This window comes from Kitasatospora sp. NPDC088548 (genome assembly GCF_044753005.1).
Lineage (GTDB): Bacteria > Actinomycetota > Actinomycetes > Streptomycetales > Streptomycetaceae > Kitasatospora.
On record NZ_JBIVMI010000026.1, the window covers coordinates 68,544 to 84,274 of the forward strand.

12 protein-coding genes are annotated in these 15,731 nt (G+C 71.2%); 1 reads left to right on the top strand and 11 read right to left on the bottom strand.

Annotated features, from left to right (window positions below; all coding sequences use genetic code 11):
- Positions 1-95: 95 nt before the first annotated feature.
- The 8 genes from ACIP82_RS28430 to nrdR all read right to left on the bottom strand — a co-directional run bounded on the left by ACIP82_RS28430 (position 96) and on the right by nrdR (position 8,857).
- Positions 96-344, bottom strand: a complete 249-nt coding sequence (locus ACIP82_RS28430) for a hypothetical protein (RefSeq protein ID WP_400657389.1) — start codon at positions 342-344, stop codon at positions 96-98.
- 170 nt (positions 345-514) lie between these two features.
- Complete coding sequence (locus tag ACIP82_RS28435) at positions 515-1,435, bottom strand: carbohydrate ABC transporter permease (RefSeq protein WP_363609538.1); 921 nt, start codon at positions 1,433-1,435, stop codon at positions 515-517.
- A complete protein-coding gene (locus ACIP82_RS28440; RefSeq protein WP_363609540.1) occupies positions 1,432-2,454 on the bottom strand; it encodes a sugar ABC transporter permease in 1,023 nt (340 codons plus the stop codon). Before ACIP82_RS28440 ends, ACIP82_RS28435 begins: the two co-directional genes overlap by 4 nt.
- 162 nt (positions 2,455-2,616) lie before the next feature.
- Entirely contained in the window at positions 2,617-4,002 is a 1,386-nt protein-coding gene (locus tag ACIP82_RS28445) for an ABC transporter substrate-binding protein (RefSeq protein WP_363609542.1), read from the bottom strand.
- Positions 4,003-4,288: 286 nt separating this feature from the next.
- The gene (locus ACIP82_RS28450; protein WP_400657392.1) at positions 4,289-4,852 is read right to left on the bottom strand and encodes a Clp protease N-terminal domain-containing protein; all 564 of its coding nucleotides are present in this window, start codon (positions 4,850-4,852) and stop codon (positions 4,289-4,291) included.
- A gap of 3 nt (positions 4,853-4,855) precedes the next feature.
- The gene (locus ACIP82_RS28455) at positions 4,856-5,092 is read right to left on the bottom strand and encodes an RNA polymerase subunit sigma-70 (protein ID WP_363609546.1); all 237 of its coding nucleotides are present in this window, start codon (positions 5,090-5,092) and stop codon (positions 4,856-4,858) included.
- A gap of 163 nt (positions 5,093-5,255) precedes the next feature.
- The gene (locus ACIP82_RS28460; protein ID WP_363609548.1) at positions 5,256-8,147 is read right to left on the bottom strand and encodes a vitamin B12-dependent ribonucleotide reductase; all 2,892 of its coding nucleotides are present in this window, start codon (positions 8,145-8,147) and stop codon (positions 5,256-5,258) included.
- A gap of 212 nt (positions 8,148-8,359) precedes the next feature.
- Complete coding sequence (nrdR, locus tag ACIP82_RS28465; protein WP_363609550.1) at positions 8,360-8,857, bottom strand: transcriptional regulator NrdR; 498 nt, start codon at positions 8,855-8,857, stop codon at positions 8,360-8,362.
- Between the two features lie 562 nt (positions 8,858-9,419).
- Between nrdR and lexA the strand changes: the two genes are divergently transcribed.
- Positions 9,420-10,082, top strand: coding sequence for a transcriptional repressor LexA (gene lexA / locus ACIP82_RS28470; protein ID WP_400657444.1), 663 nt, complete (start codon positions 9,420-9,422; stop codon positions 10,080-10,082).
- A 202-nt stretch (positions 10,083-10,284) separates the two neighbouring features.
- On the opposite strand, the gene ACIP82_RS28475 is transcribed toward lexA, so the two are convergent.
- From ACIP82_RS28475 to ACIP82_RS28485, 3 genes are read right to left on the bottom strand one after another with little or no spacing between them, the layout of a single operon-like run.
- A complete protein-coding gene (locus ACIP82_RS28475; RefSeq protein ID WP_363609554.1) occupies positions 10,285-12,438 on the bottom strand; it encodes an ATP-dependent DNA helicase in 2,154 nt (717 codons plus the stop codon).
- A 12-nt stretch (positions 12,439-12,450) separates the two neighbouring features.
- The gene (locus ACIP82_RS28480) at positions 12,451-14,277 is read right to left on the bottom strand and encodes an IucA/IucC family siderophore biosynthesis protein (RefSeq protein ID WP_363609556.1); all 1,827 of its coding nucleotides are present in this window, start codon (positions 14,275-14,277) and stop codon (positions 12,451-12,453) included.
- Complete coding sequence (locus ACIP82_RS28485) at positions 14,255-15,718, bottom strand: lysine N(6)-hydroxylase/L-ornithine N(5)-oxygenase family protein (protein WP_400657397.1); 1,464 nt, start codon at positions 15,716-15,718, stop codon at positions 14,255-14,257. Before ACIP82_RS28485 ends, ACIP82_RS28480 begins: the two co-directional genes overlap by 23 nt.
- Positions 15,719-15,731 lie beyond the last annotated feature (13 nt).

Here is a 15,731-nt window from a genome sequence, read left to right on the forward strand (position 1 = left end):
GGAAGGGCCGACCGCCCGGGGTGCCAGGCATCCCGACCGCCCGGACGGCCCGTCGACTCAGTAGGACCCGTACAGCGAGTACACCGGCGAGTCCCTCACCGCCGGTCCGAAGTCCGTCGGCCGGCTGCCGGCTGCCGGCTGCCGAAGGGCACCACCGTGTTGCTGTGGGCGCCCTGCCCGGTCGCGCCGGTGGAGTAGTTCATGTTGTTCACCGTCGCGCCGGCGCCGTTGCTGTTGCAGGCCGGCCAGTACGGGGTGTTGGCGGCCAGGGTGGCCGTCAGCGGGACGGTGTTCCAGTTGTTCGCGGTGAGCGTCGCGGAGGCGCTGCTCGCCAGGACCGCCACCGTGGTCAGGGCCGCCAGCAGGCCCGCCGGCCTTCTCCGCCCCCGTATGCCGCACCCGCCATGACCGCCCCCTGTGCCACATCGGCCGGCTGCCCCTATCGGTGTACAGGTCCCGCGCCGACCGTGCCCACGAAACCGCCGCATTCCGCTGCGGTCGGCCGGGAGACGCCCTACCCCTTGACGGATCCGGCCAGCAGACCGCGGACGAAGTAGCGCTGGAGGCTGAAGAAGACGACCAGCGGGATCACGATCGACAGGAACGCCCCGGCGGTGAGCAGTTCCCAGCGCCCGCCGAAGGAGCCGGACAGCTGCGCCAGCCGTACCGTCATCGGCGCCACCTCGGGGGTGCCGCCCGCGAAGGTCAGCGCGACCAGCAGGTCGTTCCAGACCCAGAGGAACTGGAAGATGGCGAACGAGGCCAACGCCGGGGTGCAGAGCGGCAGCACGATCGAACGGAAGATCTTGAAGTGCGAGGCGCCGTCCACCACCGCCGCCTCCATCAGGTCGCGCGGCAGCTGGGCGATGAAGTTGTGCAGCAGGAAGATCGCCAGCGGCAGCGCGAACATGGTGTGCGCCAGCCAGACCGGCGCGTAGGTGCCCTTGAGGTCCACCGCCGGGATCAGCGTCACCGAGCCCAGGTGCGCGCCGCCGGAGAACAGCCGCAGCAGCGGGATCAGCGCCATCTGGATCGGCACCACCTGGAGGGCGAAGACCACGAAGAACACCGCGTCGCTGCCCCGGAACCGCACCCAGGCCAGCCCGTACGCGGCCATCGCCGCCAGGACCAGCGGGAAGAGCGTCGCCGGGACGCTGATCGCCAGCGAGTTCACCAGGAACGGCAGCAGGCCGGTGGAGACACCGGAACCGCCCTCGAACAGCACCGTGTGGTAGTTGGAGAGCCCGAGGTCCGGGTGGAGGAAGACGTTCCACCAGCCGTCCGCGGTGACGTCCTGTTTGGGACGCAGCGAGGTGGCGAGCAGGCCGAGGGTGGGGATGGTCCAGAGCACCGTCACCGCGATCACGAAGACCGAGGCGATCGGGCTGCTGAAGGTCTTCCGCACCGCACGGGCGGAATTGCGGCGCTCGCTCATCGGACCCCACGCTCCTTGCGCAGCTGGACGATGTTGTAGGCCACCAGCGGCAGCACCGCCAGGAAGAGGATCACCGCGAGCGCGCTGCCCCGCCCGGTGTTGAACTGCACGAACGACTGCGAGTACATCTCGTTGGCCAGCACCTGGGTGCCGAAGTTGCCGCCGGTCATGGTGCGGACGATGTCGAAGGCCTTGAGGGTGGTGATCATGACGGTGGTGAGGACCACCACCACCGTGGTGCGGATCATCGGCACGGTGACGTACCAGAACAGCCGTACCCCGCCCGCGCCGTCGAGCCGGGCGGCCTCGGTGACCTCGTCCGGGATGGCCTTGATCGCCGCCGAGAGCACCACCATGGCGAAGCCGGTCTGCACCCAGACCATCACCGCCATCAGCAGGAAGGTGTTGAGCGGCTGGGAGAGCATCCAGTTCGGCGGATGCTCCCAGCCCAGCGCGATGGCGACCTGGCTGAGCAGCCCGATCTGCTGCTGCGAGGAGTCGCGCGACTCGTAGACGAACTTGAAGATGATCGAGGCGCCGACCAGCGAGATCGCCATCGGCATGAAGATCAGTGACTTGTACACCGCCTGACCGCGCATCCGGTCCACCAGCAGGGCCAGCACCAGGCCGAGGGCGGTGGCCGCCAGGGGCGCGATCACCAGCCAGAGCAGCGTGTTGACCAGCACCTTCCGCACCGAGTCGGTGGTCAGCGCCCAGCCGAAGTTCTCGCCGCCGACGAACCGGCTGCTGTCGTCGCTGTAGAGGCTCAGATAGACGGTGCGGACCAACGGCGCGACCAGGCCGACGAGCAACAGCACCACCGCCGGACCGAGGAAGACCGCGACGGCCAGCGGGCGGGCGATCCGGCCGGTGGCCCGGCCGGCGGCGAGGAAGACCAGCAGCAGGATGCCGAGGAAGCCGGCGATGGCACCGAAGCTGTTGCCGAACTTGACGGCCGCGTCGCCCCAGGCGCCGTCGGCGAGCGAGGCAGCGGACGACAGGGTGCCGGGTACGGACATGACTGCGCGTCCTCCCATCGGAAGATCGGACGATCAGAAGAAAGGGCGGGCAGTGCGGGTGGGTGGTCCCGCACCGCCCTCGACAGGTGGTCCTGATCAGGTGGTTCTGCGGGGAGGGCGTCCGCCGCTCACCGCGGCCGGCCGCCGGGCTCCGGCCGCCGGTTACTGCGGCCAGGCCGCGTCGATGTCGGCGGCGGTCTTCTGGATGGACTGGCCCTCGGCGAACCAGGCGGTCAGCGACTTCCACTCCTGCCCGGCGCCGATCGCGGCCGGCATCAGGTCCGAACCGTCGAACCTGAAGGTCGCGGCCGGGTCGGTCAGCGCGTCGGCGGAGAGCCGGTCGATCGGGTCGGTGTACAGACTCTTGTCCACGCCCTGGTTGGCGGAGACCCAGCCGCTGGCGGTCTTCACCCGGCTGCTCGCCCAGTCCGAACTGGAGAGGTAGTTCTGCACCGCCTGCACCTCGGGACGGCTCGCGAACGCCGTCAGGAACTCCCCGCCGCCCTCGACCGGGTTGGCCACGGCCGGGTTCACGGCCGGCAGGTGGAAGGCGAAGATGTCACCGTCCGGGCCGACCTTGGTGTCCTTGGGCCACTGCGCCTTGTAGAACGACGCCTGCTGGAGCATGAGGCACTTGCCGGTGAGGATCGGCGCGCCCGCGTCCTGGAAGGTGGTGGTGGCGATCGACTTCACGTCGCCGTACCCGCCGTTGACCCAGGCCGGGTTCTGCATCCAGTCCGCGAGGGTCTTCATCGCCGTGGTGATCTTCTCGTCGGAGAACTTCACCTTGTGACTCACCCACTGGTCGTACACCTCGCCGCCGTACGAGCCGAGCACCACCTCCTCCAGCCAGTCCGTGGCCGGCCAGCCGGTGGCCGTCCCGGAGGCGATGCCGCCGCACCACGGCTTGCCCGCACCGGCCTTGGCGATCCGATCGCTGAGCGCCATCAGATCGGTCCAGGTCCTGGGCACCTCGTAGCCGGCCTGCTTGAAGGCCTTCGGCGAGTACCAGACCAGCGACTTCATGTTGGCGCTCATCGGCGCCGCGTAGAAGGTGCCGTTGACCGAACCGTACGTCTTCCAGACCGGGCTCCACTTGTCCTGGTTGGCGACGGTCTGCTCGGGCGGCTTGACCACCTTCCCGCTCTTGACCATCTGGGCCAGCAGACCGGGCTGCGGGATGATCGCGAAGTCCGGCGCGTTGCCGCCGGTCACCCGGACCGGCAACTGGGACTCGAAGTCGTTGGAGCCCTCATAGCTGATCTTGATTCCGGTGCAGGAGCTGAACTCGGCCCAGGACTTCTCCAGATTGTCCGACTCCGGGCTGAGGATCGACGCGAAGACCGTCACCGTCTTGCCCGAATGCCCCGCGTACGACTGGTACTTGGCACAGTCCCCGGCCAGGCTCTGGCCCCCTCCGCCCGAACCGCCTCCCGAGCCGCTCGAACTGTTGGAACAGGCCGCGGTCAGTGCCAGCGCCGCCAGCAGGGCGGGCACGACGGCCAGGCGGCGGGAACTCGTGGACGATGCGGTCGGGGTGAGGGTCAATGCGGTCCTCCATGCCAGGGCGCGGACGCCAGCAGTAAGACGAACGACATTGCGCTGTACCGGAGATCGACATGTACCCGGCGACGGCCGGTTCGAAGACGTTAACCCAGCTGCCAGCCGCCGCCAAGGTCCGCGTTCAACCTTCACCGGCAAGTGCCCCACTCGTGACCCCGGCGCGTCCGGGCACGATCCCCCGGGCCGGGGGAAACGCCCGCGGCCCCGTCCGGCCCGGACGGGACCGCTACATGACGCCGCGTCACCGGCGGCGGGCCGGCCGCCGCGGGACTCAGCCCAGGACGGCGTCCACCGCCCGCCGGAGCACCGCCGGGTCCAGACCGTGGTCGGCGATCACCCGGGCCCCGGCGCCCTCGCCCTCCCGGATCACCCCGAGCAACAGGTGACCGACCGCGATCCGGCCGGACTTCAGCCGCAGCGACTCCCGCAACGACAGCTCCAGCGCCTTCTTCGCCCCGGCCGTGAACGGAGTGCGCCCGCCCCTGGCCTCCGACCGGAACCAGCCACGCCGACGCGGCCCCTCCCCCGGCGGCGCATCCAGCGCCCCCTCCCCGAACACCGACTCCACGGCCTCCCGGACGGCGTCCAGGTCCACCCCGATCGCGGCCAGGGCCTGGGCGTCCTCCCCTGGCCCCAGCAGCCGCCGGACCGCCAGCTGCGCGGCGCCGTGATCCAGCCCCGCGTCGACCAGCACCGCCGCCGCCGGGTCGTCCGGCACGGCCAGGACCGCCAGCAGCAGGTGCTCCGTGCCGATGCACCCGTGCCGGAGCGCCGCCGCCTCCCGCTGCGCGCCGGCCACCACCTGTCGCGCCGACTCGGTGAAACGCTCGAACATCGCTCAGCCTCCGTCCTCGTCCTTGCCGACTCCGCGCCGGGCGTACTTCTTGTGCACCGCCTGCCTGGTCACCCCGAGGCAGACCGCGATGTCCTGCCAGGACCAGCCCTGCTCACGGGCGCCACCCACCTGCAGACCCTCCAGCCGGTCCGCCAGGTCACGCAGCGCACGGACCGCCCGAAGCCCCACCGCGGGGTCACGACTGCTCGCCGCCGCCGCGAGTTCTCCGCTCTCGCTCATGCTGTCAACCTAGGTTGACACCCTCCATCTGTCAACCCTGGTTGACGCCATCGCCCCGTCTCCCGGGGAACGCGAAAGGCGGGGCGAGGACGTGAAGTCCTCGCCCCGCCTCAGCGGAAGGTCACCTCTGCGAGGCCACCTCCCCGGGGTTCAGCGCCCGCTGTCAGCTGCAGCCGCTGGTGGAGCCGCAGCCCTCGCAGAGGTAGCAGCTGCCGGCGCGGCGCATCTTGGTGCCGCAGGAGAAGCAGAGCGGAGCGTCGGCGTTGAGGCCGAGCTGGATCTCGATCAGCTCCGTCGAGTTGTGGGCCTGGGCCGGGGTGGCCTTCGGCGCCTCGGCGACGGGGGCCGGCTTGGCCGGGACGACCGGCTCGGCGGTGCGCGGCGCGGACTGGGCGAGGGTCTCGGTGTCGAGCTCCTCGGCCTCCAGCGGCTCGTAGGAGCCCGTCTCCAGGTGACGCTGGCGCTCCTCGACGGAGTGGATGCCGAGCGCCGAGCGGGTCTCGAACGGCAGGAAGTCCAGCGCCAGCCGGCGGAAGATGTAGTCGACGATCGACTGCGCCATCCGCACGTCCGGGTCGTCGGTCAGACCGGCCGGCTCGAAGCGCATGTTGGTGAACTTCGCGACGTAGGTCTCCAGCGGCACGCCGTACTGGAGGCCGACCGAGACGGCGATGGAGAAGGCGTCCATCATGCCCGCGAGGGTCGAGCCCTGCTTGGACATCTTGAGGAAGACCTCGCCGAGGCCGTCGTCCGGGTAGGAGTTGGCGGTCATGTAGCCCTCGGCGCCACCGACCGTGAAGGAGGTGGTGATGCCCGGACGGCCCTTGGGCAGGCGCTTGCGGACCGGGCGGTACTCGACGACCTTCTCCACCGCGGCGGCCGGGGCCTCCTCGGCCTTCGGCGCGGCGTCCTTCTTCTTGGCCGAAAGGGGCTGGCCCACCTTGCAGTTGTCGCGGTAGATGGCCAGGGCCTTGACGCCCATCTTCCACGCCTCGAAGTAGATCTCCTCGATCTCCTCGACGGTGGCGGTCTCCGGCATGTTCACCGTCTTGGAGATGGCACCGGAGATCCACGGCTGGATGGCCGCCATCATCCGCACGTGGCCCATGGCCGAGATGACCCGCTCGCCCATCGCGCAGTCGAACACCTCGTAGTGCTCGGTCTTCAGGCCGGGCGCGTCCACCACGTTGCCGTGCTCGGCGATGTGGGCGACGACCGCCTCGATCTGCTCGTCCTGGTAGCCGAGGCGCTTCAGGGCGCGCGGCACGGTGCCGTTGACGATCTGCATCGAGCCGCCGCCGACGAGCTTCTTGAACTTGACCAGGGCCAGGTCGGGCTCGACGCCGGTGGTGTCGCAGTCCATCATCAGGCCGATGGTGCCGGTCGGGGCGAGCACCGACGCCTGGGCGTTGCGGAAGCCGTTCTGCGCCCCCAGGCGCAGCACGTCCTGCCAGGTCTCGGTGGCGGCGGCCCAGACCGGGGCGTCCAGGTCGTCGAGCGACACGGCGGCGAGCGAGGCGTCCGCGTGCTGCTTCATGACCCGCTGGTGCGGGGCGGCGTTGCGGGCGTAGCCGTCGTACGGGCCGACGACACCGGCGAGTTCGGCGCCGCGGCGGTAGGCGGTGCCGGTCATCAGGGAGGTGATGGCACCGGCCAGGGCGCGGCCGCCCTCGCTGTCGTAGGCGTGGCCGGTGGCCATCAGCAGGGCGCCGAGGTTGGCGTAGCCGATGCCGAGCTGGCGGTAGGCGCGGGTGGTCTCGCCGATCTTCTCGGTCGGGAAGTCGGCGAAGCAGATGGAGATGTCCATCGCGGTGATGACCAGCTCGACGACCTTGGCGAAGGTGACGGCGTCGAAGGAGTCGTCCTCGCGCAGGAACTTCATCAGGTTGAGCGAGGCGAGGTTGCAGCTGGAGTTGTCCAGGTGCATGTACTCGCTGCACGGGTTGGACGCGTTGATCCGGCCGGACTCCGGGCAGGTGTGCCAGTGGTTGATGGTGGAGTCGTACTGGATACCGGGGTCGGCGCAGGCCCAGGCGGCCTCGGCCATCTTGCGGAAGAGCTTCTTCGCGTCGACGGTCTCGATGACCTCGCCGGTCATCCGGGCGCGCAGACCGAATTCGGTGCCGTTCTCGACGGCGGTCATGAATTCGTCGGAGACGCGGACGGAGTTGTTGGCGTTCTGGTACTGGACGGAGGTGATGTCGTCCCCGCCGAGGTCCATGTCGAAGCCCGCGTCGCGCAGGGCGCGGATCTTCTCCTCCTCCTTCACCTTGGTCTCGATGAAGGCCTCGACGTCCGGGTGGTCGACGTCCAGGACGACCATCTTGGCCGCGCGGCGGGTGGCGCCGCCGGACTTGATGGTGCCGGCGGAGGCGTCGGCGCCGCGCATGAAGGAGACCGGGCCGGAGGCGTTGCCGCCGGAGGAGAGCAGTTCCTTGGAGGAACGGATCCGGGAGAGGTTGAGGCCGGCGCCGGAGCCGCCCTTGAAGATCATGCCCTCTTCCTTGTACCAGTCGAGGATCGACTCCATGGAGTCGTCGACGGCCAGGATGAAGCAGGCGCTGACCTGCTGGGGCTGCTTGGTGCCGACGTTGAACCAGACCGGCGAGTTGAAGCTGAACACCTGGTGGAGGAGGGCGTGGGTCAGCTCGTGCTCGAAGATCTCGGCGTCACCGGGGGTGGCGAAGTAGCCGTTCTTCTCACCGGCGGCGCGGTAGGTGAGCACCACGCGGTCGATGATCTGCTTGAGGCTCCACTCGCGCTGCGGGGTGCCGACGGCGCCGCGGAAGTACTTGGACGTGACGATGTTCACCGCGTTGACCGACCAGAAGTCGGGGAACTCGACGCCGCGCTGCTCGAAGTTGATCGAGCCGTCGCGCCAGTTGGTCATGACGACGTCGCGGCGCTCCCAGCGGACCTCGTCATAGGGGTGGACGCCAGGGGTGGTGTAGATGCGCTCCATCCGCAGACCGCCCTTGGGCGCCTTGCCGGCTCCCTTGGCCGCGGCCTTGTCGGACTTCGACCCGCGTGCGGAACCGCTCGTGGTGTCTGTCACTTCTCGCTCCTCCTCCTGGGCAAACGCCCAAAGTGCCCCGAAAAATCCGGGCACCGCTGGTTCGCTTCTCCTGGTGTGCGGGCAGCCGAGGCCCTCGCCTGCCGATGCACGGTTTGTGGTGTTCTGTGCCCTTTTTTCGGGCATACGTCGGCCCCGAAGGGCCGCTGTGGCTGGTGGCCCCGGGGGGCCGGTGGTGCTTGGAGCCGGGCCTCCTAGGGCGCGGCGGCGGGGACGGGCACGCAGGTGCCGTCCGCCTCGGGGACGGGCCGTTCGGCGCGGAGTTCCGCGATGGCGGCCTCGAAGTCTTCCAGTCCGTCGTACGCCTGGTACACGCTGGCGAAGCGCAGGTAGGCGACCACGTCGAGCTCCTTGAGCGGTCCGAGTATGGCCAGCCCGACGTCGTGGGTGGTGAGCTCGGCGTTGCCGGTGGCCCGCACGCACTCCTCGACCCGCTGGCCGAGCTGGGCGAGGGCGTCCTCGGTGACCGGGCGGCCCTGACAGGCCTTGCGGACTCCGGAGATGACCTTCTCCCGGGAGAACGGCTCGGTGACGCCACTGCGCTTGATGACCATCAGCGCGGCCGTCTCCACCGTGGTGAAACGGCGGCCGCAGTCCGGGCACTGCCGACGACGGCGGATCGAACTGCCGTCCTCGGTGGTCCGGCTGTCGACGACGCGGCTGTCGGAGTGCCGGCAGAAGGGGCAGTGCACCTGAGGATCCCTCCCTGGCAGGACGTGCGGACCGGTTGAGTCTATGCGATGCGGACCGGGCCTCGGCAAGCTGATCATGAGGCGTGACCACTAGTACTGGGCACGGTGAGGACTGTAGCCACTACATGTAGGTCTTCGGGGGAAGTGACACCCCTGGCGTGTCGACGCGGATTAGACTGCCGGAGCCGATGATCGATCGAACATTTAATCGATGTACAACAAAGCCTTGATCGAGTCAGCCAACTCCCGAATAATTCACTCGAACGTGTGTTTGGCGCAACCTTTCGATAGGAGGTGCCGTTGGGCTGGAAAAGGGAGAGGACAGCCGTCGAGAGGGGCCGCCGTGAACACCATCGAAAGCAACACCATCCCGGTGCAGGAACACTCCCAGCTCAAGGTGGGGCTGCGCACCACGAATCAGCAGAGTGTGGATGTCAGCATGGACCGTAGCGAAGAACACCGCCTCTCCGGCCCTGCTGTTTCCAGCACGAGCCGCGTTCCCGACCAGCCGATCGAGCATGCCCCCGTGCTGGACGAGGCCCACCCCGCCCCCACGCGGGCGATGCCGGGGCGCCCCCCCGGGATCCGCACCGACGAGGCCGGTCTGACCGAGCGCCAGCGCCGGGTGATCGAGGTCATCCGGGATTCGGTCCAGCGCCGCGGCTATCCGCCGTCCATGCGCGAGATCGGCCAGGCCGTCGGCCTGTCCAGCACCTCCTCGGTCGCCCACCAGCTGATGGCCCTGGAGCGCAAGGGCTTCCTCCGCCGCGACCCGCACCGCCCGCGCGCCTACGAGGTCCGCGGCGTCGAGGTGGCCCGCCCCAACACCGCCGAGACGGCCGGGCGGCCGTCCACCTCGTATGTGCCGCTGGTCGGCCGGATCGCCGCGGGCGGGCCGATCCTGGCCGAGCAGACGGTCGAGGACGTCTTCCCGCTGCCGCGCCAACTGGTGGGCGAGGGCGAGCTGTTCGCGCTCACCGTGCGCGGTGACTCGATGATCGACGCGGCCATCTGCGACGGCGACTGGGTGACGGTCCGCCGCCAGCCGGTCGCCGAGAACGGCGACATCGTGGCCGCGATGATCGACGGCGAGGCCACCGTGAAGCGCCTCAAGCGCGAGGACGGCCGGATCTGGCTGATGCCGCACAACCCCGCGTACGAGCCGATCAACGGCGACAACGCGACCATCCTGGGCAAGGTGGTCGCCGTCCTGCGCCGCCTCTGAGCACGGGCCGGGAGAGGCCGCCTCGGCGCCGGAACGAAGGCGCCGAGGGCCCGAAACGCTGGGGCCGGAAAACGGAGGGTCCCGAAACGCCGAGGCCGAAGAAACCCGAGGGCCGAGGAAACCCGGGGCCGGAGACACCGGGACGGGAAGGGGCTCCACGCACCACCGCGCGGAGCCCCTCCGGCCTGTCCTGGGCCGCCGGTCAGCCCCGCTTGACCACCGGGCGGACCGGCGCCGCCGAGGCGTCGATCGCCGCCAGCGACCGGCGCACCTGGTTGCGGTCGGTGGTGTACCAGAACTCCGGCATCGAGGACCGGAAGAAGCTCCCGTACCGCTTGGTCTCCACCCGCGGGTCGAGGACCGCCACCACGCCCCGGTCGTCCGCCGCGCGCACCAGCCGGCCCGCGCCCTGCGCCATCAGCAGCGCGGCATGGGTGGCCGCCACGGCCATGAAGCCGTTCCCGCCGCGCTGTTCGACGTCCTTCTGCCGGGCGCTCATCAGCGGGTCGTCCGGACGCGGGAACGGGATCCGGTCCATCACCACCAACTGACAGGCCGAGCCCGGCACATCGACGCCCTGCCAGAGCGAGAGCGTGCCGAACAGGCAGGTGGACGCGTCCGACGCGAACTCGCGGATCAGCTCGCCCAGGGTGTCCTCCCCCTGGAGCAGGATCCGGTTGTCCAGCCGCTCGCGCATCGCCTCGGCGGCCGTCTGGGCGCCGCGCATCGAGGAGAACAGGCCCAGCGTCCGCCCGCCGGACGCACCGATCAACTCGGCCAGCTCGTCCAGCATGTCGGGCCGCTCGGGGTCGCGCCCCGGGTCGGCGAGGTGCCGGGCCACGTAGAGGATGCCCTGCTTGGGGTACTTGAACGGCGAGCCGACGTCGATGCCGCGCCAGTGCGGCACCGGGTCCTCGCCGAAGGCCGGCTCGGGGGCGTCGGCGGGCCCGCGCTCGTCCGGCAGCCGGGCCTCCGAGGGCAGGCCGACCGAGGCGGCGACGCCGTTGAAGTCCCCGCCGAGCTTGAGCGTGGCGGAGGTGAGCACCACCGAGCGCTCCTTGTACAGGCCCTCGCGCAGCAGCCCGGAGACGCTCAGCGGGGCGACCCGCAGCGAGGCGGTGCCCATCCCGAAGCGGTCGCTGCGCTCGATCCAGACCACGTCGTACTCGGAGTCCTCCAGCAGCCGGTCCGCCGTCTCGTGCAGCGCCTCGGCGGAGGCCATCGCCTGCTTGCGGACCGCGTCCTCGTCGGTGAGCGCCTTGTCCCTGGTCTCGCCCAGTGAGGTGATCACCTGCCGGCTGGCGTCCCGGATCGCGGTGACCGCGTACGCCAGGTACTCGGGCAGCTCCTCGACCCGGCCGGGCTGGGCCGTCTCCATCAGGCCGTGGAAGTTCTCCGCGGCGGCCTGCAGGGCGTCCACGGCCTTCTCGTTGGCGAGCCGGGCGGCCCGCTTCACGGCCCGGTTGACGGCGCCCACGGTCAGCTCGGCGGTGGCCGCGCCGGTGACCCGGTTGACCAGCTCGTGCGCCTCGTCCACGATCAGCAGCCCGTGCTCGGGCAGCACCGGCGCGCCCTCGATCGCGTCGATCGCCAGCATCGCGTGGTTGGTCACCACGACGTCCGCGAGCTTGGCCCGCTCGCGCGCCTTCTCCGCGAAGCACTCCTGCCCGTAGGCGCACCGGGTGGCGCCCAGGCACTCCTTGGAGGTGACGGACAGCTGGGCCCAGGCCTTGTCGGAGACGCCCGGGCTGAGGTCGTCCCGGTCCCCCGTCTCGGTCTCGTCCGCCCAGTCGCGCAGCCGCAGCACGTCCTGCCCGAGCTTGCCGGTGGGGCCGCCGAGCGCGTCCACCGGATCGAACAGTCCCTCGCCCTCCTCGCTCGGGGTGCCCTCGTTCGCCCGGTGCAGGCAGAGGTAGTTGGAGCGGCCCTTGAGCATCGCGAACAGCGGCCGGCGGCGCAGCACCGGGTGCAGCGCCTCGACGGTGCGCGGCAAGTCCCGCTCGACCAGCTGGCGTTGGAGCGCCAGGGTGGCGGTGGCGACCACCACGCGGTCCCCGTGGGCGAGGGCGGGCACCAGGTAGGCGAGGGACTTCCCGGTGCCGGTGCCCGCCTGTACCAACAGGTGCTCGCCGTGGTCGACGGCGTCGGCGACGGCTGCGGCCATCCTGGCCTGGCCGGGGCGTTCCACGCCGCCGACGGCCTCGACGGCGGCGTGCAGCAGCTCGGGGATACGGGCCCGGGGGACGGCGCCGGAGTCGTCCCCCGGGCCGTCGGCGGAGTCCTCGGCGACCTCGACGACGTCGTCAGCGGCGTCGTCGGCGTCGGCGGGAAGCTGGGATTCGGAGTCGTTCGTCATGACCCTCCCAGCCTACGGGGCGGGGGTGACAATCCGGTCCCGTTGACCGGGCAGCACGGTCGCGGCCTCCGCGGTGAGCGCGTTGGGGACGGTGCCGTGCCGGGCCGCGTGCGGGCGGTGCGGGCGGTCCCCGTAGCCGTCGAGCAGCAGCCGGTTGCGGTTGAGGCAGAGCCGTTCGATCCGCGGGCGGAACAGGTCGAAGAGCGCGAAGCGCTCGCCCAGCTCGGGGAAGCGTGCCTGGTAGCGGAGGATCTCGGCGCGCAGCAGGGCCCAGAACTCGGCCTCGGGCAGCCCGGTCTGCGTCTCCAGCAGCGGGGCGAGGTAGCGGTAGACGCCGACGAAGAGGCCGGAGTGGAGGAACTGGCAGAGGCCCTGCGGGTCCTCGCGCAGCAGTACCTCGTCCACCTCGGCGGGCAGGCCGCGCAGTTCGGGCAGGTCCTGGTCGCTCAGGTTGACGTCGTCGACGAAGTCCTTGACCGCGAGGCGGACCGGGGCGTCGTGCTCGTCGAAGACCAGGATGGCGTTCTCGCCGTGCGGGGAGAAGACCAGGCCGTAGTGGTAGAGGAAGTGCAGCAGCGGCGGCAGCATGGCGGCGAACAGCCGGGCGGTCCATGCGGCGGGGGTGAGCCCGGAGCGGGCGATCAGCTCGGCGGCGAGCGCCCGGCCGTCGGAGCCGGTCTGCAGCAGCGCGGCCAGGGTGCGGGCCCGCTCGCCGGGGTCGAGGAACGGGCCGAGCGGTTCGCGCCAGATCGCGCCGAGGAGCTCCTTGTACTGGTACGGCGCCTCGGGCAGCTCGCGGTAGAGCGGGTGGTCGACGGTGACCGAGGCGATCTCGCCGAGCAGCACGACCCGGCACTCCTCGCGCAGGAATCGGTCGGCCTGCCGGAGGCCGTGGATCCAGGCGGTGACGGCGGGTGCGGCCAGCGTGCGCTCGGTGGGCAGGCCGCGCCAGACCAGGGTGTTGAGGATGGCGAGCGGCAGTTTGACGGTGCAGCGTTCGGGGTGGTCGGCGTTGAAGAAGGAGCGGATGGACTGCTGGGGCAGCCGTAGGTCGCCGTCGGAGGGCAGCGGGACGATCTCGCCGGTGGCGATCCAGGGGGCGAACAGCGGGACGACGGTCTCGTCCCACTGCCAGGGGTGGACGGGCAGCAGCAGGTAGTCCCCGGCGTCCGGGCCGAGGGCCGCGAGCAGCGCGCCGGGGTCGTCGAGTTCACGCCGGTAGAGCAGCTCGGGGCGGTCGAGTCCGGGAACGCCGCGGTACTGGGCGAGGCGCTTGTGGACGGCGATCCAGGGCAGCGGCAGCGGGGTACGGGCCTCCGGGGTCCAGCGGGCGGCGTCGGTGGCGGAGAAGCCGATCCGGCCCTTGTTGGGGACGATCCAGGGGTGGCCGCCCTGCCGGCCCTCCAGCTCGGTGTGGCCGAGGTCGGCGAGTTCGGCGGCGGTGAGCGCGGTGGCGAGCTGGTGGGCGTCGGCGGTCAGGGTGGCGGTGAGTTCGCGGATCAGGTGCCCGGTGGTGTCGCCGCGCAGGCCGAGGGCGTGCCGGGCGTACGGGAGGAACCGCAGCGGGTCGAGGCCGTCGGTCTTCGAACAGCGCACCGAGTCCTCGTCGACCTGCCAGCCGCCGTACGCCCCGCGGCGGGCGGTGAACCGGTACTCGGCCTCGGGCAGCCGCAGCAGGTAGCCGCCGACGGGCCCGTCGGGGGCCGGGGTGATCAGCTCCTCGTAGGCGAACTCGCCGAGCATCTTGGCCAGCAGCGTGCGGCCGGCCCGCCGCCAGTGCCCGGCGGTGAGCTGTGGTGGCAGGTACAGCTGCGGTTCAGCGGCCGGCGGCTGCGGCACGGGTCCACTCCTGGGGTCGCGGGAAGCCCGGGGCGGGGGCGGGGGCGGGTGGTGCGGGCGGGGCGAAGCCGGTCCAGGCGGTACGGGTGGGCAGCCGGTGGACGGTCCGGCCGGTGACGGCGTTGAGGATCACGGCGGCCCGGTGGGCGCCGAGGCCCAGGTCGGGGGTGCCGACGCCGTGGGTGTGCAGTTCGGCGTTCTGAACGTACAGGCCTCCGGTGAGTTCGGGGAGGGTCGCGACACGGTGTTCGAGGTCGACCTGGTAGCGGCCGGCGGCGTCCCACTCGATCAGGTGGGAGAGCGGTTCCAGGGCGGCGGGGCGGGCGGCGCGGTAGCCGGTGGCGAGGACGACGGCGTCGGTGCGCAGCACGTGCTCGGTGCCGGAGTCGAGGTGCCGGCAGTGCAGTTCGAGGGCGCCGCCGGGGCCGGGCCGGGCGGCGGTGACGGCGGTGCCCGGGGTGATCTCGACCGGGGTGCTGTCGATCGGGCGGCCGATGGTCCGCTCGTACAGGTGGTCGTGGATCTCGGCGAGGGTCTCGGCGCTGGCGGCCTTGTGCAGCTGCCACTGGGCCTCGACCAGGGGATCGCGGACGCTCGCGGGCAGGCTGTGGAAGTAGCGGGTGTAGTCGGGGGTGAAGTGCTCCAGGCCGAGCTTGGAGTACTCCATGGGGGCGAGCGCCCTGGTCCGGGTCAGCCAGCGCAGCCCGGCCCCCTCGTCGCCGTGGGGCACCGCGCCGCGAGCGGCACCACCGTGGACGGCACCGTCATGAGCATCGCCGTACCGGCGGAGCAGGTCCAGGAAGACCTCGGCGCCGGACTGACCGCTGCCGACGACGGTGATGTCACGGGCGCCGTCCAGGGCGTCCCGGCGGTCGAGGTAGTCGGCGGAGTGGAAGACGCGCGGGTGTCCGTCGAGGGCGGCGAAGGCCTCGGGCCGGACCGGCCGGGTGCCGACGCCGAGCGCGAGGTTGCGGGCCTGCACCTCGGTGCGCCGGCCGGTGGCGGTGGACCGCAGCTCGACCCGGAAGTGGCCGCCGCCGGCCTCGGCCACCCAGTGCAGGGCGGTGACCTCGGTGCCGAAGCGGCAGTTGCCGAGCCGTTCGGCGGCCCAGCGGCAGTAGTGGTCGTACTCCCGGCGGGGCAGCTGGAAGCGCTCGGCGAAGTAGAACGGGAAGAGCCGGTCCTGGTCGCGCAGGTAGTTGAGGAAGGACCAGGGGCTGGTCGGGTCGACCAGGGAGACCAGGTCGGCGAGGAACGGCACCTGCATCCGGGCCCCGTCCACCAGCATCCCGGGGTGCCAGCGGAACTCCGGGCGCTGGTCGCAGAAGAGCGTGCGCAGGCCCGGCACGGGCTCGGCGAGCGCGGCGAGCGAGAGGTTGAACGGGCCGATGCCGACGCCGAGCAGGTCGTAGGGCCCGGCCTGGGGTGCGGGGGTGTCCATGGGGTGGGGGGTG

What these genes read in the sequence shown, in the direction of transcription:
- ACIP82_RS28435 (WP_363609538.1), bottom strand. Translation starts at nt 1,435, where the DNA reads ATGAGCGAGCGCCGCAATTCCGCCCGTGCGGTGCGGAAGACCTTCAGC.
- ACIP82_RS28440 (WP_363609540.1), bottom strand. Translation starts at nt 2,454, where the DNA reads ATGTCCGTACCCGGCACCCTGTCGTCCGCTGCCTCGCTCGCCGACGGC.
- ACIP82_RS28450 (WP_400657392.1), bottom strand. Translation starts at nt 4,852, where the DNA reads ATGTTCGAGCGTTTCACCGAGTCGGCGCGACAGGTGGTGGCCGGCGCG.
- ACIP82_RS28455 (WP_363609546.1), bottom strand. Translation starts at nt 5,092, where the DNA reads ATGAGCGAGAGCGGAGAACTCGCGGCGGCGGCGAGCAGTCGTGACCCC.
- lexA (WP_400657444.1), top strand. Translation starts at nt 9,420, where the DNA reads ATGCCGGGGCGCCCCCCCGGGATCCGCACCGACGAGGCCGGTCTGACC.
- ACIP82_RS28475 (WP_363609554.1), bottom strand. Translation starts at nt 12,438, where the DNA reads ATGACGAACGACTCCGAATCCCAGCTTCCCGCCGACGCCGACGACGCC.
- ACIP82_RS28485 (WP_400657397.1), bottom strand. Translation starts at nt 15,718, where the DNA reads ATGGACACCCCCGCACCCCAGGCCGGGCCCTACGACCTGCTCGGCGTC.